The organism is Salmonella sp. 32082101201600294FB01SM01 (assembly GCF_017572865.1).
Classification (GTDB): Bacteria; Pseudomonadota; Gammaproteobacteria; order Enterobacterales; family Enterobacteriaceae; genus Salmonella; species Salmonella enterica.
In genome coordinates this window covers 1,690,836-1,713,360 of sequence record NZ_JAGESB010000001.1, presented here as the reverse complement: position 1 = coordinate 1,713,360, position 22,525 = coordinate 1,690,836, and the positions used below count along the sequence as shown (strand labels likewise).

The window sequence follows — 22,525 nt, the reverse complement described above, 5'->3', positions numbered from 1 at the left end:
GATAATATTTTAGTTTAATCAATTCAATTGATTGAACATTTTTTGTCAAAGTAGGCACTGGAAGGTCAGTGCCCGATTCCACGTGAATAACATTGTCATTACTTTTGATTAGCAAACTCAAACGGCCTGACCATCCCATTCCGATTCGCATCAAGAAAATCAGCCCACCACTGAAGCATCAGGCGGCGTTGGTCAAGATGCTTGGCTTTGTGGGTATAGGCAGCGCGAACGCTGTTGCTTTCCTTATGGCTCATCTGAAGCTCTACAGCATCTTCTGACCATAAGCCAGACTCAATTAAGGCGCTACATGCCAGTGTGCGGAAACCATGACCGCAGATGTCCTGTGTGGTGTCATAGCCCATCTTACGCAGCGCCTTGTTGATGGTGTTTTCACTCATGGGTTTGAATGAGTCATAACAGCCGGTAAAAATTAATCCGGCTTCGTTACCTTCTTCATAGGTAAGCTGGCGGATCTCTTTCAGTATCTTAAGAGCCTGCCTGCAAAGGGGAACGAAGTGCTGACGTTTCATTTTAGCTCCACGAGTCGAGTGCTTGACGTTTTCAATCGCTTCCCGCTGTTCGGGGATCACCCATAACTTACTTTTGAAGTCGATTTCCGACCACCGGGCGAAACGAAGTTCGCTGGAACGAATGAAGATCAGCAGATTGAGTTTAATCGCTAGCGTAGTCAGTCCACGACCTTTGTAGGCATCAATACGTTCAAGCAGTAGCGGGATCTCTTCCAGCTCCAGTGCAGGGCGGTGTTCCGTCTCTGGTTTCTGGACAGCTCCTTCCATATCATAGGCCGGATTATGACGCATAAGCTTTTGCTGGACGGCATGACGTAGGATCGCGGTGATGTATTGCTTAATCCGCATGGCAATTTCAAGGTAGCCGAGTGTTTCCGCTTTTTTGACCGGGACAAGCAGATCACCCGTATCCAGTTCTGAAACGTTTCTGTCGCCTATATCCGGGAAGACATAGGTTTCAAGGCGCTTCCAGACAGTATCGGCGTAATCTTCTGACCATTTTGTTTTGGTGGCAAACCAGCTTTTGGCGACGACACGGAACGAGCGGGTTTTATCCCGCTTCTCCTGAAGGACTTTTTCATCAGCCTGTTTTTTAGCGTTCGGGTCAATCCCCTGAGCCAGCAGCCTTTTGGCCTCGTCCCGGCGTTGTCTGGCATCGGCAAGTGAAACCGCAGGGTAAACCCCAATGGAAAACACCTTCTGTTTGCCATCAAAGCGATAGCCTAACTGCCAGTATTTTGAACCGTTAGGATGCACCAGCAGATAGAGGCCAAACCCGTCAGTGAGCTTGACGGCCTTTTCCGATGGTCTGGTATTTTTTACTTTGGTATCAGTAAGTGACATGACGGTTCCCTCCGCGTGCTGGTAAAACACAAATCGAACCAGCTTTACCAGCATTTTTACCAGCAAAAGGGTATGGCTTCGAGTGGTTTTTAGTGAACGAGAGTGAACCTGAAGAAGGGAATAACCAGTTGATATAAATGCAGAAAGCAGACGTCAGTGAACGTCTGCTTTCCTTAATTTGGCTCCTCTGACTGGACTCGAACCAGTGACATACGGATTAACAGTCCGCCGTTCTACCGACTGAACTACAGAGGAATCGTGTGAACGGGGCGCATAGTAACGATGTGTGATCGGCTTGTCAAAGGGGGAAATAAGATTACGCGTTTGTTTGCTGACAAAAACAACAAAGCGTTGAAGTTTTGATCTAATCCCTGCTTTGCTCCGGCATGGCGCAACTTTGTCTGTAATTACACAAGTCAAATTTTCCTGAAGGATTTTTTCATCAGCCTGTTTTTTTGCGTTCGGGTCAATCCCCTGAGCCAGCTACCTTTTAGCCTCGTCACGGCATTATCTGGCATCGGCAAGCGATACAGCAGGGTAAACCCCAATGGAAAACACCTCCTGATTGCCATAATAGCGGTAGCCCAACTGCCAGTATTTCGAACCGATAGAGGCCAAACCCGTCAGTGAGCTTGACAGCCTTTTCCGCTGGTCTGGCATTTTTTACTTTAGTATCAGTAAGTGACATGACGGTTCCCTCGGCGTACCGGTAAAACGCAAATCGAACCAGCTTTACCAGCAAAAGGGTATGGCTTCGAATGATTTTTAGTGAACGAGGGTGAACCTGAAGAAGGGGATAATCAGTTGATATAAATGCAGAAAGCAGACGTCAGTGAACGTCTGCTTCCCTAAATTTGGCTCCTCTGACTGGACTCGAACCAGTGACATACGGATTAACAGTCCGCCGTTCTACCGACTGAACTACAGAGGAATTGTTTCAACGAGGCGCATAATACTGGGCCCGCTATAACGTGTCAACAGTAAAATTAACGCGCCAATTCAATTGGTTAATTAACCCACAAAGTGAGGAATTAATGTTCGGATTCCTCGCCGTAGTCGCCTTCGGCAGCGCTTACCCGTAAGCGCTGAGAAGGATCCTGGCGATAGAACTGGCAAAAACGCTGCCATAGCGCCGGGAAACGTGGAGCAAACAGTTCTGGCGCGCTGAAAAAATACTCTGACAACACGGCAAAACATTCTGCAGGGTCGGTGGCGGCATAGGCATCTATACTGGCAGCGCTTTCGCCAACAAGATCGATTTCATCCTGAATATTATTCATTGCCGCGTGGAGATCGTGTTCCCAGCCAGCCACATCGCGCAACGGGATGAAAGGGATGCCGCTGGCGCGATCGCCATTACGCATATCCAGTTTGTGCGCGACTTCATGAATAATGAGGTTGAAACCTGAAGCATCGAACGAGTCCTGGATATCCAGCCAGTTCAGAATGATGGGCCCTTGTTGCCAGCTTTGTCCCGACTGTACGACACGCTGGCTGTGCACCAGACCTATGTCATCTTCCCATTCATCATCTACCACAAAGGGCGCGGGATAAATGAGCACTTCATGAAAACCATCAAGCCACTCAATACCGAGCTCCAGGATCGGTAAGCAAAAAATTAACGCAATACGTGCACTTTTTAACGAGTCGAGCTCAAATCCCTGTAGCGCTACCAGTCTTTTCTGCTGCAAAAAACGTTCGGCTAGCGCAATAAGCCGAGCCTGTTCTTGCGCGGTGAGGTTTACCAGAAGAGGTATAGCCAGCGCATCATTCCACGGCCAGTCTTCGTTCTGGGTTATTTCTTGTGCTTTCCAGGGCCACTTAATCATCGTTTTGCTCGTAAACTCGTCACTTGAACAAAATTACCCGAATAGGGTCTGTTAAAATGCCAAATTACCTGGCATCATTGCAACATACGGAGAGATGCCGGAGCGGCTGAACGGACCGGTCTCGAAAACCGGAGTAGGGGCAACTCTACCGGGGGTTCAAATCCCCCTCTCTCCGCCACAATTCAAACACTTAGCTCATCTTCTTTCAGCGATCAGTCTCACACTTAGAATACACTTAGAATATTCTGTTAGAATATTACGTGAAAAACGTATCGCCATCTTATGCTTTTTCTGCCAGAAGAGGGGGCCAGGGATAGTGTTATTTTTACTTTTCGATCATAAGTCAACTCCTGGTTTTCTGCCCCCGCTCTTTCGCCGTACCCCATCTGGATTAATATTGATGTCACTAGCGGCGATTTAACGCCGCCGTCCTCGGTAATCGTCGCACCCGGCCTGTTGCCCGAAATGTTCTCCTGTAGACATGGGCGCAGGGCGAAAGATTAATTGCTGTCAGGGAAACGCGCTGGCGCGTGGCGATAACTTACGCTGCGGGGCTGTCGACGCTGTACAGAAAATGTGGCCTCCAGACTGGCTTAAATATGCACACATGACAATACAACCGGAAAATTTACAAAACCCATAATTTGAACTGAGAGAGAAACTTACAAACGAAGCGACGAAGATTTAAACAGCCGTAGCGACTCCGGTATCTTGCGCGCATGTTTAAATAATACTACTGTATATAAAAACAGTATTCGAGGTATGGATTATGGAATTTTTCAGACCTACAGAGTTGCGCGAAATTATTCCTCTCCCATTTTTCAGTTACTTAGTGCCGTGTGGATTCCCCAGCCCCGCAGCGGACTACATTGAGCAGCGTATCGATCTTAATGAGTTGCTCGTTTCTCATCCCAGCTCAACATATTTTGTCAAAGCCACGGGTGATTCAATGATTGAAGCAGGCATCAGCGACGGCGACCTGCTGGTGGTGGATAGCTCACGGAACGCTGACCACGGTGACATTGTAATTGCGGCAATTGAAGGAGAGTTCACCGTAAAACGGTTGCAGTTGCGCCCGACAGTGCAGCTAATCCCCATGAACGGCGCCTATCGACCTATACCTGTCGGCAGTGAAGACACGCTCGACATATTCGGGGTGGTGACCTTTATCATTAAAGCGGTCAGTTGATTATGTTCGCGCTCTGCGATGTTAATAGCTTTTACGCCTCCTGCGAAACGGTCTTTCGTCCTGATTTATGTGGCCGACCGGTGGTGGTGTTATCAAACAATGATGGCTGCGTTATCGCGTGTAGCGCCGAGGCGAAACAGCTTGGTATCGCACCAGGTGAGCCATTCTTCAAACAGAAAGAACGCTTCCGGCGATCCGGTGTTGTTTGCTTCAGCAGTAATTACGAGCTTTACGCTGATATGTCGAACCGGGTAATGACCACACTCGAGGAGATGGCGCCGCGGGTAGAAATTTACAGCATTGATGAGGCTTTTTGTGATCTGACGGGAGTACGAAACTGCCGGGATCTGACAGATTTCGGGCGCGAGATAAGAGCGACGGTCCTGAAGCGCACGCACCTGACTGTCGGTGTAGGCATTGCCCAGACGAAAACCCTTGCCAAGCTGGCTAACCATGCTGCGAAAAAGTGGCAGCGCCAGACCGGCGGGGTGGTTGACCTATCGAACATCGATCGCCAGCGTCGGCTACTGGCCCTGATACCCGTAGAGGATGTCTGGGGTGTCGGCAGGCGCATCAGTAAGAAGCTCAATGCCCTGGGCATCAAGACTGCTCTCGATCTCTCTGAACAAAGTACCTGGATCATCAGGAAACACTTCAATGTCGTGCTGGAGCGTACCGTGAGAGAGCTTCGCGGAGAGCCATGTCTGGAGCTTGAAGAGTTTGCGCCGGCAAAGCAGGAAATCGTTTGTAGCCGCTCTTTCGGCGAGCGGGTCACAGACTATGAGGAAATGCGCCAGGCTGTTTACAGCTACGCTGCGCGCGCGGCAGAAAAACTCCGCGGCGAGCACCAGTACTGCCGTTTCATTTCAACATTCGTCAAAACATCACCCTTTGCCCTGAACAAGCCCTACTACGGTAACAGCGCCGCGGTGACGCTTCTCACCCCCACGCAGGATTCACGCGACATTATCAATGCGGCTGTGAAGTGCCTGGATAAAATATGGCGCGACGGCCATCGCTACCAGAAAGCGGGGGTGATGCTGGGTGACTTCTTCAGTCAGGGCGTAGCGCAACTCAACCTTTTCGACGATAACGCGCCGCGCGCCGGTAGTGCGAAGTTGATGGAAGTACTGGACCATCTTAACGCAAAAGCCGGGAAGGGGACGCTGTACTTCGCCGGGCAGGGGATGTCGCAACAGTGGGCTATGAAGCGAGAAATGCTTTCGCCTCGGTACACCACAAGATACTCTGATCTACTGCGTGTTAAGTAACTTGTGCGATCAATGCATGAGATAGTTGCCAAATCATCCCCGTTCTCTAACCGGTTTTGGTCGCACAAGATCACAGGAACCTCTCACGATGATGCGCATGTATTCTGGTTTACGACATCAGAAAATGTGGCGCGTTTATTGCCAGGTAGGCGTTGGGAGACGTAACTTATTTACGCCAGGTTTCAGCCGTAGCGACGGGCATGGATAAAAAGAGTATGGCAATCAGCGTGATAATGCTAAAAAACAATTAATATTTTTTTAACAAAACTAAAGCTTGCTATGTGCAGTTAACCATGCGTTAATGGTTGTGCGGTTTGATACAAACTTATCTGAAGTAGTGATTGTAATATTTCTCATCATTTGTTCCTCTTGAGATCTCCTTTAGGTTTTTTTCTCTCTGATAATTTTCTTCAGGCCATTTTGCCCAAGGGCTCATTCAAAAGGTAACAATATTATGACGACGAAAATCACTGGTTTAGTAAAATGGTTTAACCCTGAAAAGGGCTTTGGTTTCATTACGCCTAAAGATGGCAGCAAAGATGTGTTTGTGCATTTTTCCGCCATTCAAAGTAATGAATTCCGCACTCTGAATGAAAATCAGGAAGTGGAGTTTTCAGTAGAGCAGGGACCAAAAGGTCCATCAGCGGTCAACGTTGTGGCGCTTTAAGGTATCTGATATTACTAATAAAATTCACTTCCGGTGTCCATGTTGCCATGGTTCACAATACAGAACATCGACATTCGATGTTACTGAGCAAAACCCATTTGGCGCGAAATGTATTTTTTGTAAGTCAACCATGATCACTTTTGATAATGTTGGATTATACATTCGCTCAGGACAGGTTCCGCCAGATTTTAGAAAATAATTCATATCAGCTCCGTACAGGAGCTTTTTTTATGCCCGGATGATTATCATCTATAGACGCTGGCATCCATCATCTATAGTGGCATTTTCCTTTCCCCAAAAGTGTTATTTCTCTTGCAGACAGCGCCTGAAAAGAGCGAAATTGTCCTCATCTATCCGATGAAACCAGGTCACCTGTCTTTGCGCCGTTATCCGTTATTTAATTCTTGCCCTATAATAACAAGCCCGCGCTAAGCACGGGCTTGAATAACATAAAGCGTCTTAGAACTGGTAGACCAGACCAACACCTACGATATCATCGGTTGCAATACCGTTGTTTGCGTAGAAGTCATCATCTTCGTCCAGCAGGTTGATTTTATAATCAACGTAGGTGGACATATTTTTGTTGAAGTAGTAAGTCATACCAACGTCAACATATTTAACCAGATCTTTGTCGGTGTAACGATAGTTACCACGGCTATCCATATCCTGGCCGCCTAAATCTTTGCCCTTAGACTGCAAGTAGGCGATGGACGGACGCAGACCGAAATCGAACTGATACTGCGCAACCACTTCAAAGTTCTGGGTTTTGTTAGCGATACCGCCGCCACCGCCATCGCCACCGCCATAATAGGTCATGTTGCGGGTTTCAGCGTACATGGCCGCCAGGTAAACATTGTAGGCGTCATATTTGGCACCTACGGTCCAGGCTTCGGCAGTTTCACCGCCGGCATAGCTATTGCCATAGTAATGATGGCCATCACCACGCCCACTAGCAACCTGATTGTCCGTACGGTCAGAGGAAGAGTAGGCCGCCCCCAGGCTTAACCCGAAGTCAAAGTCGTAGGAGGTAGACATACCGAAACCGTCGCCGTTTTCACGGGCCAGTTTGCGAGTACCACTATCTGCATCGCTGCCGTTGGTTGTTCCTTCGCCTGCGCCAGGATCTTCATTATTACCCTGGTACTGCAACGCGAAGTTCAGGCCTTCCACCAGACCGAAGAAGTCGGTATTACGGTAGGTAGCAACGCCGTTGGTTCTGCCCAGCATATAGACATCGGTCTGGGTATAAGTATCACCGCCGAATTCCGGCAGCGCATCGGTCCAGGCTTCAATGTCGTAGATAACACCATAGTTACGGCCATAATCGAAAGAGCCGTACTCGCCGAATTTCAGACCGGCAAAGCCCAGACGAGTCCAGGAGTTTGCACCTTCGCCTTCGGTGGTGTTTACCTTAATGTTGTATTCCCACTGACCATAGCCGGTCAGCATATCGTTGATTTGCGTTTCGCCTTTAAAGCCAATACGGGCGTAGGACTGGTCGCCATCGTCGCCTGCATTGTCAGAGAAGTAACGCAGACCATCAACTTTGCCGTACAGGTCGAGTTTGTTGCCATTTTTATTATAAATTTCAGCCGCATTTGCTGCGCCTGCCACTAATAACGCCGGGACAAGCAGTGCCAGAACTTTTCTGTTCATTATGTATTCCCTTATGATAATAATTTATATGAATATGTAGCCACTTCAACAAAACTACAAATTGATACTATTCTATGAAGTTCATGGAATTTAAAAAATAACATGTAACAAAGGTATTTAAAATATTTCAATTTGTTTCTGTTTGGTTTTTTATAATACAGACTATATAAGTAACTAAGAATATATATTCTATAATTATCATTTTTTATCAATGGGTTATGTGTTTTTATTTGATGTTTTTTGGCGTGAATATAATTTGTTTTTTATATGTATTTCATGATTTGATTATGAAAAAGCATAAAAAAAACCGGCATAAATGCCGGTAATGTGGGTAATGATAAAATAAATGATAAAAGGCTAATAACCGAATCATTCTGACACTTAATGCTAATAAAATAAAACGCTATCGCGGTGCGTAAAAATAAGTTGTTCTGGTTATGGGTTATTCTGCATCAGAGTGCGATTCAATCACCATTCCCTTATTTAACAGCAGGTTCAGCGCCTGACGTAACATTATCTGAGAATAAACTATTTGTGGAATGAATAACCAGAACAGGTGGATAAGGTATTTTATGGTCGAAATGTGACTAATGTCACATTATAATGTAATTAATGTCATATGACTTACATCACAAAAGCGGAGTAAAGTTTGAGTACCAGGGAGGACAACGCCACCCGTAGCATGGGTGGCAAATTAGCGTTATGGGTTTTTTATACCTTTTGCGGCTACTTCATCTGGGCGATGGCGCGTTGCGTGTGGCTGATGTCCGCCATACAAACCGAGCCGGTTCTCGGCCCAATCAGCACTCCTGGCAGCGCAACGGAAAAATGGCTTAACGCGCTTTCGCTGGGCGTCGTCTGGCTTATTCTGGGGAGTATTGCCTGGTATACCCGGCCTCGCAAAAACAGGGCTTATCCCGCCGACACTAAGCCAGAAACGCGCAAGTAAGCAGGGATGTAAAGTGGTGGCGGATATGTCAGGATAGCGAACCCTGTGCTCAGGCATGTAATAAAAATGGTCTGCTATAAAGAGAGGGCGTATGGACTCAGGATACTGGCAATCGCAGTTTGAAGACTGGCTACGTCACCACCATCAGGAACAGGATGCCGCCCATGACATCTTCCATTTTCGTCGTGTTTGGGCAACCGCGCAAACGCTGGGGGAAAACAGTCCTGTCGACTGGCTGGTGGTGCTATCGGCATGTTATTTCCATGACATCGTCAGCCTGGCGAAAAATCATCCGCAGCGGCATCGTTCTTCCATTCTGGCGGCGGCAGAAACCCGGCGTATTTTTCTGCGGGATTTTCCTGACTTTCCGGCAGAAAAACTGGCGGGCATTTGTCATGCTATCGAAGCGCATAGTTTCAGCGCAAAAATTGCGCCCACCACGCCAGAGGCAAAAATCGTGCAGGATGCAGACAGGCTGGAGGCATTGGGTGCCATTGGTCTGGCGCGGGTCTTTGCGGTCTCCGGCGCGCTGGGCGTAGCGCTGTTTGATGCCGACGATCCCTTTGCCGACAGACGGCCTCTTAACGATAAGCAATTCGCGCTCGACCATTTTCAAACCAAACTGCTGAAACTGCCGCTGACGATGCAGACCGAACGGGGCAAGTACCTGGCGCAGTGTAATGCGGATTTTCTGGTGTCGTACATGGCGAAACTGAGCGCTGAGCTGAAAGGCGACTATGAAACACGGGATGAGGCGGTCATCCAGATGTTTGCTACGCATCAGTAACCCCTGCCGCTGAAACGTAAACCGCGTCATTTTATGTTAGTCTGTCGGCAATTATTTTTGGCCGGTTAAATGTATGCAGGAAAATATTTCAGTAACACACGCCCGGAACCTCATCGCCGACGACGCCGGAAGCGAGATCCAGGCGATGCTGAGTCAATTGCTGGAAATCTACGATGTTAAAACGCTGGTGGCGCACCTTAACGGCCTGGGCGAACAGCACTGGAGCCCGGCCATCTTAAAGCGCGTAATGATGAACGCGGCATGGCATCGTTTGAGCGACAATGAACTCACCTGTCTTAAAACAGGGTTGCCGACGCCGCCAGCGCATCATCCACATTACGCCTTTCGTTTTATCGATCTCTTCGCGGGCATCGGCGGCATTCGCCGCGGATTTGAAGCGATAGGCGGACAGTGCGTGTTTACCAGCGAATGGAATAAGCACGCGGTACGGACATATAAAGCGAACTATTTTTGCGATCCGCTGCAACATCGCTTTAATGAAGATATCCGCGATATCACGTTGAGCCACCGGGAAGGGGTCAGCGATGATGAGGCGGCGGAACACATTCGCCAGCATATTCCGCAACATGATGTCCTGCTGGCGGGCTTTCCCTGTCAGCCATTTTCTCTGGCGGGCGTTTCCAAGAAAAATGCGCTGGGCCGCGCCCACGGCTTTGCCTGCGAGACTCAGGGGACGTTATTTTTTGATGTCGTAAGAATTATCGACGCTCGCCGCCCCGCGCTGTTTGTGCTGGAAAATGTGAAAAACCTTAAAAGTCACGACCAGGGCAACACCTTCCGCATTATTATGCAAACGCTCGATGAACTGGGATATGACGTGGCGGATGCCGCTGACAATGGCCCGGACGATCCGAAAATTATCGACGGGCAGCACTTTCTTCCTCAGCATCGGGAACGTATTGTGTTGGTGGGATTCCGCCGCGATTTAAACCTGAAAACCGATTTTACGTTACGCAATATCGCCCGCTGTTATCCACCGCGCCGTCCGACGCTGGCAGAACTGCTGGAGCCCGTCGTCGAAGCCAAATATATCCTGACGCCGGTGCTGTGGAAATATTTATATCGCTACGCGAAAAAGCACCAGGCGCGGGGAAACGGTTTTGGCTATGGCATGGTTTATCCTGACAATCCGGAAAGTGTGGCGCGCACGTTATCTGCTCGCTACTACAAAGATGGCGCCGAAATTCTGATCGATCGTGGTTGGGATATGGCGAAAGGCGAAGTGAATTTCGACGATGCTGGCAACCAACAACATCGTCCCCGCCGACTCACGCCGAGAGAGTGCGCGCGTTTAATGGGATTTGAGGCGCCGCAAACGTACCAGTTCAGGATACCAGTCTCGGATACGCAGGCCTATCGCCAGTTTGGCAATTCCGTGGTGGTGCCGGTATTTGCCGCGGTAGCAAAGCTGCTGGAACCCAAAATTCACCAGGCGGTGGCGCTGCGTCAGAGAGAGACGGTAGATGGCGGACGTTCACGATAAAGCCACGCGCAGTAAAAATATGCGCGCGATAGCGACCCGCGATACGGCTATTGAAAAACGTCTTGCCGGCCTGCTAAGCGCGCAGGGGATTACGTTTCATACTCAGGACGCGACATTACCGGGCAAGCCGGACTTTGTGGTGAATGACTATGACTGTGTGATTTTTACTCACGGCTGCTTTTGGCATCATCACCACTGTTATCTGTTCAAAGTACCGGCCACGCGAACGGCTTTCTGGATGGAAAAAATCGGTAAGAACGTTGAGCGCGATGAGCGCGATATTCAGCGTTTACAGGTGCTTGGCTGGCGGGTACTGATCGTCTGGGAGTGCGCCTTGCGCGGGCGAGCGAAATTGAGCGACGCGGCGTTGGCGGAGCGCCTGGAAGAGTGGATCTGCGGCGGCGGCGCCAGCGCGCAGATCGACACCCAGGGGATTCATCTACTGGCGTGAATCTTCCGTTTTACACGGCGTGACCACCGCCTTGACAGGAAACAGGTACTTACCCAGAGTCACCAGCACTACGGCAAACACAATCACACCCAGCGCGGCCCATTCAACGGGCGATAACCTCTCGCCGCCCAGGCCAGTGCCAAGCAACACGGCGACAACCGGATTCACATAGGCGTAGCTGGTCGCCAGCGCCGGACTGACGTTGCGAATCAGGTACATATAGGCATTAATGGCGATAATAGAACCGAACAACGCCAGGTAGCCGACGGCCATAAACCCCGATAAACCAGGCAGCGTGGCGAGCTTTTCGCCGGAAAGAAACGCCGCGCAAAGCAATACCACGCCCGCCGCCAGCATTTCAATCGCGCCCGCCATCATGCCCACAGGGAGGGCGATGCGCGAGCCGTAAACGGAACCAAATGCCCAGCTCATCGAACCTATCAGGATCAAAATCGCGCCCCACGGATTGCCGCTTAAATTGCCGCCGCTGTTCAGCAGAATAATCCCGGCAAGTCCAATGGCAATCCCCACCCATTCTAATTTGCGCGTTTTAATACCAAAAAAGTAGCTAAAGCACAGCGTAAATAGCGGGACAGTGGCGACCACGACGGCAGCAATGCCCGATGGCACGTTTTGATGCTCCGCCACCGTCACCAGACCGTTACCCACCGCCAGCAGCAGTAGACCAATCAGCGCGGCGTTGATGGTCTGGCGTAGCGGCGGAAGTTTTTCGCCGCGCAGCAGCAAAAACGCCATGAGCAACATCCCCGCCGAGAGAAAACGTACGCCTGCCATCATCAGCGGCGGCCAGCTTTCAACGCCTATGCGGATAACAAAATAGGTAGACCCCCAAATGATGTACAAGGCAAAAAGCGCGCCAAAAAGAGGTAATAACTGCCGGAAACGCATAATCACTCACGGTGAAATAAAAAGGGTGAATATAGTAAACGTCAAAATTATTATGCTGGCGAGCATTATAATTGTCCTTTTGGAATAAAAAGGCGTTGACCCGCGCCGCCGGTTTCGGCATTGCGCGTTTTGCTACATACTTAACGTCTTAGAAGAAAAGACCGAGGAAATCATTTTGGCAGGAAGTAGCTTACTGACATTACTCGACGATATCGCCACGCTGCTGGACGATATTTCGATAATGGGCAAATTGGCCGCGAAAAAAACCGCGGGCGTACTGGGGGACGACCTGTCGCTCAATGCACAGCAGGTGACCGGCGTTCGTGCTAATCGCGAGCTGCCAGTGGTATGGAGCGTGGCGAAAGGATCATTAATCAACAAGGTTATTCTGGTGCCGTTGGCGCTGCTGATAAGCGCATTTATCCCGTGGGCCATTACGCCTTTATTAATGTTAGGCGGCGCGTTTCTCTGCTTTGAAGGGGTAGAAAAAGTCCTGCATACCTTTGAGGCGCGAAAACACAAAGAAGACCCGGCGGAGCGGCAAAAACGTCTTGAGGCGCTGGCTGCACAAGATCCTTTGGCCTTTGAAAAAGATAAAGTAAAAGGGGCGGTCCGTACCGATTTCATTCTTTCCGCTGAAATTGTGGCAATTACCCTGGGGATTGTCGCGCAGGCGCCGCTGCTTAATCAGGTGTTGGTACTGGCGGGGATTGCGTTGATTGTGACCATTGGCGTGTATGGCCTGGTGGGTATTATTGTCAAACTGGATGATATGGGGTACTGGCTGGCGGAAAAGCGTAGCGTGCTGGCGCAGGGCGTCGGTAAAGGATTGCTGATTATCGCGCCCTGGTTAATGAAAGCATTATCCATTGTCGGTACGCTGGCGATGTTTCTGGTTGGCGGCGGGATTGTCGTACACGGTATTGCGCCGCTACACCATGCCATTGAACATTTTGCGCAGCAGCAGGGGGCTTTCATGGCGCATACGATCCCTGCGGGGCTGAATCTGGTGCTCGGATTTATTATCGGCGCCATTGTGGTGGCGCTGGTGAAAGGTGTGGCGAAAATTCGCGGTGTTTCGCACTGATTTTCTACAATGAATTATGCAAAATTGCCCATCCTCGTCTAAGGTGAAAACGTTTCATCTGATACAGGAGGCAGGTATGGTCTTTTCTGTCAGTGAGGAAGTTACCGTGAAAGAGGGTGGGCCCCGGATGATCGTCACCGGTTATTCCAGCGGAATGGTAGAGTGTCGCTGGTATGATGGTTTTGGCGTAAAGCGGGAGGCATTCCATGAGAATGAGCTCGTGCCAGGCAAGGAAAGGCGCGTGCGGGACGAAGCCCGATGACAAAACGCCCGGTTAATGCCGGGCGTTTTGCTGTGGAGAAAAAGAGTCGTCGCGCTGCGACATGCTGCTACCTGGTTATGCCAGGATTGAGTGGTATCCCTTGATGAGGTCTGGCTACCGTAAGCCATCAGGGGGCGTTGTATCAATAACCAGGAGTTACCAGGGTGCCGCACGAAACACTGTTAGATAATCAAGGCTGGTTTAAAAAGCTGGCGCGGCGTTTTGGTCCCGGTCATGTCGTCAACACCTGTTTTCTGATCGTGATGCTGTTCTCGACGCTACTTACCTGGCGGGAAGTGATGATACTGAAAGACGCGTATGTCGCCAGTCAGCGCAATCATCTGGGGAGCGTCGCGAATGTCCTTGACCGCCAACTGCAATTCAACATGGACAGGTTGATCTTTTTACGCAACGGTATGCATGAAGCGCTGGTGGCGCCGCTGGCTTTTTCCGCATTGCAAAGCGCGGTGACGCAGTTTGAGCAACGACGCGTCAGACATTTCTGGCAACTGGAGCTGGATAAGCGGCGGACATTGCCGTTATATGGCGTTTCCGATCAATTTGTCGCCCGGACGACGCTTCTTTCGCGGGAAAGTCGTGACCTGGCAAATGAATTAACCGCCACGCTGGAGTTAGGGTATCTGGCGCGTCTGGCGCGCTCATCCGCCATGCTGACGCTGGAGACGATGTATGTTTCTCGCTCAGGGTTTTACCTCTCAACTCTCCCTACGGCGTACGGTAGCGATATTGTCTCCCGTTACTATCAGTACGTGACCCAGCCCTGGTTTATCGAGCAAAGCCAACGGCGTAACCCACAGCGCGGCGTGCGGTGGTTTACCTCCGCACAGCCCTATGTTGCTGACGAGCAGAAAAAAGTGACAGCCAGTCTACCGCTGGATCACGATAATTACTGGTATGGCGTACTGGCAATGGATATTCCCGTCGCGTCATTACAGCGGTTCCTGCGGGATGCGGCCGAAAAGGATATTGAAGGGGAATATCAGCTATACGATAACCATCTCCGTTTGTTGACGGACTCCGCGCCGGAACAACAAACCGCGAATACGTTAAATGACCGTGAGCGCGCCTTACTGGCGCGTGAAATAGAAAAAGATACCCTGGGCGGGCTGCGTTTAGGAACGCATTATGTAAGCTGGGAGCGGCTGGATCATTTTGATGGCGTCCTGCTGCGCGTGCATACACTACGTGAAGGCATCCAAGGGAATTTTGGCAGTATTAGTATCGCGCTGACGCTGTTATGGGTGCTTTTTACGGCGATGCTGTTGATCTCCTGGGGCGTTATTCGACATATGGTCAAAAACATGTTTGTTCTGCAAAATTCGCTGCAATGGCAGGCATGGCACGATCCGCTGACCCGGCTATATAACCGTGGCGCGCTGTTTGAAAAAGCGTCCAGGCTGGCAAAGCGCTACCGGGAAGCCCGCCAGCCATTTTCTGTGATACAGCTGGATTTAGATTATTTTAAAAGCGTTAACGATCGCTTTGGTCATCAGGCAGGCGATCGCGTGTTGTCCCATGCCGCTGGGCTCATTGGCAGCACCATTCGAGCGCACGACATCGCCGGACGGGTAGGGGGCGAAGAGTTTTGTATCGTGCTGCCCGGCGCGACGAAAGCGCAGGCGCTGCAGATTGCCGAACGCATACGCCAGCGCATTAATGACAAAGAGATTCTGGTGACGAAAAGCACGACGCTTCGTATCAGCGCGTCAATGGGGATCAGTAGCGCGGAGGAATACGGCGACTATGATTTTGAGCAGTTGCAGTCGCTGGCCGACAAACGGCTTTATTACGCCAAACAGTCCGGACGCAACCGTATTTGCGCCAGCGACGCGACTCAGGAGCGGGAAAAGAAATAGTCCATTCCTTCGCGCCAGCCATCCGGCCCTTCGTTCTGGCTACGGTAGACGCGCTGAGGATCGTCGTTACGCAAATGTACGCCCTCCCGGTTTAGCCCTTTAACGACAACCGCATAATCCATCACATCCAGTAAGGGCGCATCATTGGGGCCGTCTCCTAGCCCCAACGTCAGAGGGCGCGTGCGCCACTGCCGACGATATGCTTCTATCAGCCAGTTGGCAGCCTGATCTTTACCGGCGGAGGCGTCCAGCACATGCCAGAAACGGGCGCCATGGACAAATTGCAGTCCCAGGTCATTTAAATGGGCGACAAACTGCGCCATGCGTTCATCGCTATCGCGCCAGATCAGCGACACCGACGCTTCATGCAGACGGGTTAGGGCAGACTGTGCCCGGTTTAGGCCCGTCCATTCGCTTATCACCTGATCGTCAACGTCATCAAACGTGGTGAACTTAAACTGTTCCTTTTCACGCAATTTATGCAGGACGAGGCGGATTTCGTTGTGAGAAATACCGGCAATCAGACGGGGATAGTTGGGATGGTCTTCCCAATGAACGTCCAGTTGGATCACCGCGCCGTTTTCCGCAATTAGCGGCAGTCCCTGTAGATTTAACGTCGTCTGGAGCTGAAGCATTTCAGCCGCGGTTTTACTGCTACAGAGGATCACGGGCACGCCGCTTTCATGCAGGCGTGTAAGCCAGGGAGCCGCGGGCTGCCACTCAAAAGTGTGGCTGTTCAGCAATGTGCCGTCCAGATCGGTAAAAATCAGCAAGGGGTCATGGATTGAGAGCATTTTTTCCTCATTTTCCGTTGCAACGGCGGGCTTATTTCCAGGAAAAGTCCTAAAGCACACCCGAAAGAAGTCGAACGCTAACTGGAACCGATCCCGTCGCTTCCAGGCAGCACATGCGTTGTCACACTTTTGCTACCGAACTATTAGCGCGCTTAATCATTCATGTAAAAAATATTTACTTGTCATGCAAAAAAATTGCAGATAAGGTAAATCTCACATCAGATTTCCTGGTGTAACGAATTTTCAAGTGCTTCTTGCATAAGCAAGTTTGATCCCGACCCGTAGGGCCGGGATTTTTTTCGGCCATTTTTAACGGTTTACTTCTGTTACACTAAAATCATGAATATCCAGCTCGAATGCTTCAGCTAATTCATGCCATGTATGATATTCCCGTCCGTCTACGCTCACCCGCTCAGGATCTTCCTGGCTACGGTGAACCTCGCTTTCGCTGATTTCATTGATGGCCGCCAGTAGCGCATCTACATCGACGCTCACTTCGCGCTTGGCCGTATCACTGTACTCTTTTGCCGTTTTCATCTTCACTACCTCACGGGTTCCTGACAGCCTAAGTATAGACCGTTGAGAAAACCAGCAAACACGCCGGCAAGGCGCTGTCAGACGCAGAAAATTGTTCTACACTGGCACAAAGCGACAGGAGGAAAATGATGAAGGTGAATGATCGGGTAACCGTTAAAACGGACGGCGGTCCCCGCCGACCAGGCGTGGTACTGGCAGTGGAAGAATTTAGTGAAGGCACAATGTACCTGGTTTCGCTGGAGGATTACCCGCTCGGCATCTGGTTCTTCAATGAGTCAGGTCACCAGGATGGTATTTTTGTCGAGAAGGCGGAGCAGGACTAATTGAGCCGGACTGGAGGTACATTGCCAGTCCGGATGTCTCAGCGCATGTTAACAAAAATGCCGTTAGTGACGTTATCTGTCAGCCGCACTACGTGATAGATCACTTGTTTATTATGTGTTTTTATCTTTCTTTTTATATTCCCCTTATGGGAGGATACTGTTTTTGCTTTAATATTCATTCTGTCAGAAATCTGAATGGTTCCCTGACCTTCCATCCACATTCGCAACATGCTGGATTCAGTTCGACTTAACGATAATGTTGGTAAATTTATGGTTCCTGAAATACCCGACTCTTTTTTCAGAATATCGCCAAGAATGGTATCCAGCGAGTCAGGTTTAATCGATTTCGAGCTAATCAATAAGTTTTTTCTTACTAATAAATATTCATCAAAATGCACATTAGCAATTGCCATAAAAACAATAAATAACGTGTCAGGATGTTGATTAATGATTTGCTTTATTTGTTGACTGTCTGAAGGCGTATGAATGAAACAGTCCTCATTAATAAACACCACCGAAGGCTGATGCGCGCCACAAGCGATAGCGAGTTCGTCAACGGTTTCGATGTCGTTGATTTCCCTTTTTTTCACCCCTCTGCTGACCAGATACCCGCTTAACCCTAGCCGGGTGTAACTGCATAAATCCATAATAATCGTTGACATGGCATACCCTCACTCAATGCGTAACGATAATTCCCCTTACCTGAATAACTCACCATAATCAGACGGAACACGAATAGTCACCTTAGACAACGCTTACGCGGTTTTTCAGGCGAACTTACTATCCCGTAAAGTTACATATAATTTGCCAGGAATCATCTTAAAGTAAAGTGAATGTTGCGTTATGTGAGTGAAGTAAAAACAAATAAGGGGCAGCGGATATATCCTGGTGAATGTTTTTTAAAATTTATTTTCGGATAAACCTTAGTAAAACAGGATAAAAATTATGGGTTATTATTTATCGGCATCTCGCTAACAATATCAGCAAGCAAATTGAAAATTTCGCTGAATAAATGTTCGCAAAACGGCGCAATTAATGGCATTAGCGCGGCCATCAGCATAATGCCGACGGTGAGGGTAAGCGGGAAACCGATAACAAATATCGAGAGCTGCGGCGCCATGCGGTTTAATAGCCCCAGCGCCAGGTTGAGCGTAAGCAGGAGGGTAATGACCGGCAATGCCAGCATCAGTCCGTTTAAGAAAATGAGTCCTCCGGCCCTGGCGAGCGCCATAAATGCATTACTGTTCACCGGGTTACTACCGATGGGCAGAGTATGGAAGGTATCGACCAGCAGCGAAATAAGCCACAAATGGCCATTAAAGGTGAGAAACAGTAGCATGGCGAGCATATCCATAATACGCGCCAGAACCGGCATATTCAGGTGGCTGCCCGGGTCGACGAAGGTGGCAAAGGAAAGCCCCATTTGCAGACCGATAAACTCACCTGCGGTACGCACCGCCGCAAAGGCGAATTGCATGGTAAATCCCAGCGCAATACCGATCAGAATTTGTTGCATCGCCAGCCATAAGGCGGCAATAGAAAAAAGCGGCGTATCGTTTGCCGGTAGCGACGGCGCGATAACAAGGGTAATCATTATTCCCAACCCCAGTTTTACCCGCTTGGGAATAGCGCGCTCGCTGAGAATTGGCGCCGTTGAAATCAGCGCCAGTACGCGCAGCAAAGGCCAGAAATAGAGATGCAGCCAGTATAGCCATTGCTCGCTTGTAACCTGTATCATCGTTCTGTTTATCCGATGATATAAGGTAAATTGCTGAACAGAGTGCGTACGTAGTCCAGCAGCAGGTTGAGCATCCACGGGCCGGCAACGATAATTGCGATGAATACCGCGACGATTTTAGGGATAAACGACAGCGTCATTTCATTAATCTGAGTCGCGGCCTGTAAGATGCTGATAATGAGGCCGGTAATCAGCGCGACGAGTAACAGCGGCGCAGCCAGGGCGAGAGCGACTTTCATCGCCTCGGTGCCCATCATCATGACGGATTCAGGAGTCATTTTGCGCCTCTAACTGTAAAAGCTTTGGGCCAGCGACCCCACAAGCAATTGCCAACCATCGACCAGCACAAACAGCATCAGCTTAAACGGTAGGGCGATTGTCGCTGGTGGCACCATCATCATCCCTAACGCCATCAATACGCTGGCGATCACCAGGTCGATAATCAAAAAAGGGATGAAAATCGTAAAACCGATCTGAAATGCCGTCTTTAATTCGCTGGTGACATAAGCGGGCAGGAGGATACGCATCGGTACTGCTTCCGGTCCCTGTAACGGACCGCTATTGGCCAGACGGGCAAACAGCGCCAGATCGGCTTCGCGGGTTTGGCGCAGCATGAACGCGCGTAACGGTTGCGCGCCTTTATCCAGCGCTTCCTGCATAGAAATTTTCTGCTCGCTAAACGGCTGGTAAGCGTCCACGTAAATCTTGTCAATGACGGGCGACATAATAAAAAAGGTCAAAAACAACGCCAGTCCGAGTAACACCTGGTTTGGCGGTGCCGAGGGCGTGCCCAGCGCGTTACGCAACAGGCCAAAAACAATGATGATACGCGTGAAGCTCGTCATCATCAGTAAAATCGCCGGCAGAAACGTCAGCGAGGTGATGAAAACCAGCGTCTGGACGGATAATGACCAGCTTTGGCCTCCGCCCGCTAATGGTTGGCTGATAAGCCCCGGCAGTTGCGCAGCGGCGGCGGGACTAAAAAGCCACAGACCCGCCAGAGAAAGGAATAACAAACGGCGCATCAGGATCTCCCGGAACGCTTGAGTAAGTTCTTCATCATGTTCTGGAAATCCGCCGGTGGGGCAACGGGTGCTTCCGTGTCATTCTCCGCGGGCGGGAGGGTGTGCAGCAGGTTGATCTGCGAGGCGGTCACGCCCAGTACCAGACGCGCATTTTCGACCTCGACAATCACCACGCGTTCGCGCGGGCCAAGCGAGGCGCTGGCTGACACCTTGAGTCCCCGGACGCTATTTCCTTTTGGTACGAATCCCATACGCTTAATCACCCAGGCCGCCGCCAGAATGAGCGCAATAATGCCAATTAATGCGCCGCTCACCTGCATGAGCGGCGATCCGGCTGGCGCGGTGGGCTGAGAAACCGTGGCTTCTGTCTTCATCATTAACGACTCAAACGACGCATACGCTCGGATGGCGTAATAATATCGGTGATACGTACGCCGTATTTATCCGCCACGACGACCACTTCACCCTGGGCAATCAGGTAGCCATTAATCAGGATATCCAGCGGCTCGCCCGCCAGCCCGTCCAGCGCGACGACCGACCCCTGCGTCAGACGCAACAGTTCTTTAATGGTCATTCGCGTGCGGCCCAGCTCTACGGTCAGTTTGACCGGGATATCCATAATCAGATCGATATCCTGCATAGCACCGCTGACATCGCCGCCGCCAAGCTGTTGGAAAACCGCGTCGGCGGCGCTTTTATTGGTGGTCGCTTTTTGCTCGTTTAACGCGTCAGCCCACAGATCATCCAATGCGCCAGTATTCTCATCGGACGGATTATTCATGTCACTCATTTGGGCTGTTCCTCATTCAGCGAATTCAAAATTGGGTTGATCAAATGTTCTACGCGTAGCGCATACTGTCCGTTTACGGTGCCATATTGGCTGGTGAGTACCGGAACGCCGTCCACATGAGCAATAATGCGGTCGGGTTTTTCAATCGGCAGTACATCGCCGGGTTTCAGCTTCAAAATCTGGGAAAGACGTAACGGAATATCGGCAAAATTGGCTACCAGCTCCAGTTCAGAGTGCTGAACCTGGCGCACCAGGTTATCACGCCAGTTCTGATCTTCATGGCGCGAGTTTTCCAGCGGCGGATTCACCAACAGCTCACGCAGCGGCTCGATCATGCTAAATGGCAGACAGATGTTAAATTCACCGGTCAGATTGCCGATCTCCACATGAAACGGCGTATTGACGACGATATCGTTCGGCGAGGTGGTGATATTGGTAAATTTCACCTGCATTTCGGAACGCACATACTCCACTTCCAGCGGATTAATGGCTTTCCATGCGTCGCTATAGCCTTCCAGCGCCAGTTTCAGCATACGGTTGATGACACGCTGTTCCGTATGGGTAAACTCGCGGCCCTCGACTTTGGTCGGAAAACGACCGTCGCCGCCGAACAGGTTATCGACGGCAATAAACACCAGACTCGGCGAGAACACCACCAGCCCGGTGCCGCGTAGCGGCTTCAGGTGGATCAGGTTCAGGTTGGTCGGTACCGGCAGGTTACGCGCAAATTCGTGATACGGCTGAATACGTATGGCGCCCACGGTAATATCCGGGCTGCGGCGCAGCAGGTTAAATAATCCCATCCGGAACTGGCGTGCGAAACGCTCGTTAATAATCTCCAGCGCCTGCAAGCGTTCACGCACGACGCGACGCTGGGTATTGGGATCGTAAGGGCGAATATCGCTATCGCTTGCGATACCGGGAGTGGGTTCGTCTTTGGTGTCGCTGTCGCCGTTCAACAGCGCATCGATTTCAGCCTGAGAAAGAATACTATCGCCCATATCGTTACCGCAGAATAAAAGCTGTATAAAGCACGTCAGTGACGACCTGTTTTGGTTGTCCGGCAACGAGCGGCGCGGCCAGCGTCTCTTTAATGGCGGCAATCAGTTTTTGTTTGCCAGCTTCTGTTGAGAGCTCGGCGGCATTCTGGCGGGAAAACAACAACAGCAGACGGCTGCGCACTTCCGGCAGATATTCATTTAATCGCGCGCGCGTCGCTTCGTCTTTCAGACGCAGGGTCACGCCGATATACAACACGCGATCCGCATCGCCCAAATTGACGGTAAACGTATCCAGCGCAAAAAATACCGGCGCGGGCGGCGGAGCCGGTTCCGCTTTAGCGTTCGTGGTCGGTTGCTGCTGCATACGCCAGTAGCTATAACCGGCGGTCGCGCAGGCGGCGAGGGTAATCAACACCAGCAAAGGTATCCAAATCGAGCGTTTGCTCTTTTTGTTAATCGCGGAGTCAGTCATCTGATACGGGCTTCCTGTTTCGGTACTGCTTATT

At 50.4% G+C, this 22,525-nt stretch carries 26 protein-coding genes, 3 tRNA genes and 1 pseudogene; 13 read left to right on the top strand and 17 right to left on the bottom strand.

Going from position 1 to position 22,525, the window contains the following annotated elements:
* Positions 1-98: 98 nt before the first annotated feature.
* The 5 genes and pseudogenes from J4645_RS08500 to mtfA form a co-directional block, all read right to left on the bottom strand.
* A complete protein-coding gene (locus J4645_RS08500) occupies positions 99-1,373 on the bottom strand; it encodes an integrase arm-type DNA-binding domain-containing protein (RefSeq protein WP_023214917.1) in 1,275 nt (424 codons plus the stop codon).
* Positions 1,374-1,552: 179 nt separating this feature from the next.
* Positions 1,553-1,628: transfer RNA gene (locus J4645_RS08495), tRNA-Asn, on the bottom strand.
* Between the two features lie 168 nt (positions 1,629-1,796).
* Positions 1,797-2,061, bottom strand: a pseudogene (locus tag J4645_RS22210) (Arm DNA-binding domain-containing protein); the annotation flags it as partial.
* Positions 2,062-2,228: 167 nt separating this feature from the next.
* Positions 2,229-2,304: transfer RNA gene (locus tag J4645_RS08490), tRNA-Asn, on the bottom strand.
* 100 nt (positions 2,305-2,404) lie between these two features.
* The gene (mtfA, locus tag J4645_RS08485; protein WP_023214916.1) at positions 2,405-3,202 is read right to left on the bottom strand and encodes a DgsA anti-repressor MtfA; all 798 of its coding nucleotides are present in this window, start codon (positions 3,200-3,202) and stop codon (positions 2,405-2,407) included.
* A gap of 88 nt (positions 3,203-3,290) precedes the next feature.
* Between mtfA and J4645_RS08480 the strand changes: the two genes are divergently transcribed.
* From J4645_RS08480 to J4645_RS08455, 5 genes are all read left to right on the top strand, one after another.
* Positions 3,291-3,380 (top strand) — tRNA-Ser (locus tag J4645_RS08480).
* A gap of 591 nt (positions 3,381-3,971) precedes the next feature.
* Complete coding sequence (locus J4645_RS08470; protein ID WP_000394197.1) at positions 3,972-4,391, top strand: translesion error-prone DNA polymerase V autoproteolytic subunit; 420 nt, start codon at positions 3,972-3,974, stop codon at positions 4,389-4,391.
* A 2-nt stretch (positions 4,392-4,393) separates the two neighbouring features.
* Positions 4,394-5,662, top strand: coding sequence for a Y-family DNA polymerase (locus J4645_RS08465; RefSeq protein WP_000457657.1), 1,269 nt, complete (start codon positions 4,394-4,396; stop codon positions 5,660-5,662).
* A gap of 454 nt (positions 5,663-6,116) precedes the next feature.
* Entirely contained in the window at positions 6,117-6,329 is a 213-nt protein-coding gene (locus J4645_RS08460) for a cold-shock protein (RefSeq protein ID WP_000208509.1), read from the top strand.
* A gap of 10 nt (positions 6,330-6,339) precedes the next feature.
* Positions 6,340-6,528 (top strand): hypothetical protein, encoded by a 189-nt coding sequence (locus J4645_RS08455; RefSeq protein WP_024131109.1) that lies wholly within the window; start codon positions 6,340-6,342, stop codon positions 6,526-6,528.
* A gap of 260 nt (positions 6,529-6,788) precedes the next feature.
* Here the strand turns inward: J4645_RS08455 and ompS1 are convergent, their stop codons facing one another.
* Positions 6,789-7,985 (bottom strand): porin OmpS1, encoded by a 1,197-nt coding sequence (ompS1, locus tag J4645_RS08450; protein ID WP_023214915.1) that lies wholly within the window; start codon positions 7,983-7,985, stop codon positions 6,789-6,791.
* A 649-nt stretch (positions 7,986-8,634) separates the two neighbouring features.
* On the opposite strand from ompS1, the gene drpB reads away from it, so the two are divergent.
* From drpB to J4645_RS08430, 4 genes are all read left to right on the top strand, one after another.
* Positions 8,635-8,934, top strand: coding sequence for a cell division protein DrpB (gene drpB / locus J4645_RS08445; RefSeq protein ID WP_000107430.1), 300 nt, complete (start codon positions 8,635-8,637; stop codon positions 8,932-8,934).
* Between the two features lie 91 nt (positions 8,935-9,025).
* Positions 9,026-9,721: a phosphohydrolase gene (locus J4645_RS08440; protein WP_208208950.1), complete on the top strand. Its 696-nt coding sequence runs from the start codon at positions 9,026-9,028 to the stop codon at positions 9,719-9,721.
* A 73-nt stretch (positions 9,722-9,794) separates the two neighbouring features.
* Entirely contained in the window at positions 9,795-11,225 is a 1,431-nt protein-coding gene (locus tag J4645_RS08435) for a DNA cytosine methyltransferase (protein ID WP_001157312.1), read from the top strand.
* The gene (locus J4645_RS08430; protein ID WP_023214914.1) at positions 11,206-11,676 is read left to right on the top strand and encodes a very short patch repair endonuclease; all 471 of its coding nucleotides are present in this window, start codon (positions 11,206-11,208) and stop codon (positions 11,674-11,676) included. Before J4645_RS08435 ends, J4645_RS08430 begins: the two co-directional genes overlap by 20 nt.
* Here the strand turns inward: J4645_RS08430 and yedA are convergent.
* Positions 11,665-12,585, bottom strand: coding sequence for a drug/metabolite exporter YedA (yedA, locus tag J4645_RS08425; protein ID WP_001212264.1), 921 nt, complete (start codon positions 12,583-12,585; stop codon positions 11,665-11,667). The two genes, J4645_RS08430 and yedA, sit on opposite strands and share 12 nt — an antisense overlap.
* A 169-nt stretch (positions 12,586-12,754) precedes the next feature.
* Between yedA and J4645_RS08420 the strand changes: the two genes are divergently transcribed.
* The 3 genes from J4645_RS08420 to dgcQ all read left to right on the top strand — a co-directional run bounded on the left by J4645_RS08420 (position 12,755) and on the right by dgcQ (position 15,811).
* Entirely contained in the window at positions 12,755-13,672 is a 918-nt protein-coding gene (locus J4645_RS08420) for a DUF808 domain-containing protein (RefSeq protein WP_094883055.1), read from the top strand.
* A gap of 76 nt (positions 13,673-13,748) precedes the next feature.
* Complete coding sequence (locus J4645_RS08415) at positions 13,749-13,934, top strand: YodC family protein (protein ID WP_000232161.1); 186 nt, start codon at positions 13,749-13,751, stop codon at positions 13,932-13,934.
* 164 nt (positions 13,935-14,098) lie between these two features.
* Positions 14,099-15,811 carry a cellulose biosynthesis regulator diguanylate cyclase DgcQ gene (gene dgcQ / locus J4645_RS08410; RefSeq protein ID WP_001119828.1) on the top strand — a complete coding sequence of 571 codons (1,713 nt, stop codon included), beginning with the start codon at positions 14,099-14,101 and terminating at the stop codon, positions 15,809-15,811.
* Here dgcQ and J4645_RS08405 read toward each other — a convergent pair.
* Positions 15,790-16,605: a mannosyl-3-phosphoglycerate phosphatase-related protein gene (locus J4645_RS08405; RefSeq protein ID WP_000948788.1), complete on the bottom strand. Its 816-nt coding sequence runs from the start codon at positions 16,603-16,605 to the stop codon at positions 15,790-15,792. The two genes, dgcQ and J4645_RS08405, sit on opposite strands and share 22 nt — an antisense overlap.
* Before the next feature lie 309 nt (positions 16,606-16,914).
* Entirely contained in the window at positions 16,915-17,142 is a 228-nt protein-coding gene (gene yodD, locus J4645_RS08400; protein ID WP_000844798.1) for a YodD family peroxide/acid resistance protein, read from the bottom strand.
* Positions 17,143-17,270: 128 nt separating this feature from the next.
* Here yodD and dsrB point away from each other — a divergent pair, with 128 nt between their 5' ends.
* The gene (gene dsrB / locus J4645_RS08395; RefSeq protein WP_000867218.1) at positions 17,271-17,465 is read left to right on the top strand and encodes a protein DsrB; all 195 of its coding nucleotides are present in this window, start codon (positions 17,271-17,273) and stop codon (positions 17,463-17,465) included.
* A 38-nt stretch (positions 17,466-17,503) separates the two neighbouring features.
* Here dsrB and rcsA read toward each other — a convergent pair whose 3' ends face one another.
* From rcsA to fliL, 8 genes are all read right to left on the bottom strand, one after another.
* Positions 17,504-18,127, bottom strand: coding sequence for a transcriptional regulator RcsA (gene rcsA, locus J4645_RS08390; RefSeq protein WP_000103971.1), 624 nt, complete (start codon positions 18,125-18,127; stop codon positions 17,504-17,506).
* A gap of 281 nt (positions 18,128-18,408) precedes the next feature.
* On the bottom strand, positions 18,409-19,203 hold the full coding sequence (gene fliR, locus J4645_RS08385) for a flagellar biosynthetic protein FliR (RefSeq protein ID WP_000616953.1): 795 nt from the start codon (positions 19,201-19,203) through the stop codon (positions 18,409-18,411).
* An 8-nt stretch (positions 19,204-19,211) separates the two neighbouring features.
* A complete protein-coding gene (fliQ, locus tag J4645_RS08380; RefSeq protein ID WP_000187355.1) occupies positions 19,212-19,481 on the bottom strand; it encodes a flagellar biosynthesis protein FliQ in 270 nt (89 codons plus the stop codon).
* Between the two features lie 9 nt (positions 19,482-19,490).
* Positions 19,491-20,228, bottom strand: coding sequence for a flagellar type III secretion system pore protein FliP (gene fliP / locus J4645_RS08375; protein WP_001253411.1), 738 nt, complete (start codon positions 20,226-20,228; stop codon positions 19,491-19,493).
* A complete protein-coding gene (gene fliO, locus J4645_RS08370) occupies positions 20,228-20,605 on the bottom strand; it encodes a flagellar biosynthetic protein FliO (RefSeq protein WP_000978280.1) in 378 nt (125 codons plus the stop codon). The genes fliP and fliO overlap by 1 nt, the downstream gene beginning before the upstream one ends.
* Positions 20,605-21,018 (bottom strand): flagellar motor switch protein FliN, encoded by a 414-nt coding sequence (gene fliN, locus J4645_RS08365; protein ID WP_001282111.1) that lies wholly within the window; start codon positions 21,016-21,018, stop codon positions 20,605-20,607. The genes fliO and fliN overlap by 1 nt, the downstream gene beginning before the upstream one ends.
* Positions 21,015-22,019, bottom strand: a complete 1,005-nt coding sequence (fliM, locus tag J4645_RS08360; RefSeq protein ID WP_000502811.1) for a flagellar motor switch protein FliM — start codon at positions 22,017-22,019, stop codon at positions 21,015-21,017. The genes fliN and fliM overlap by 4 nt, the downstream gene beginning before the upstream one ends.
* Positions 22,020-22,023: 4 nt before the next feature.
* Complete coding sequence (fliL, locus tag J4645_RS08355; RefSeq protein ID WP_000132169.1) at positions 22,024-22,491, bottom strand: flagellar basal body-associated protein FliL; 468 nt, start codon at positions 22,489-22,491, stop codon at positions 22,024-22,026.
* Positions 22,492-22,525 lie beyond the last annotated feature (34 nt).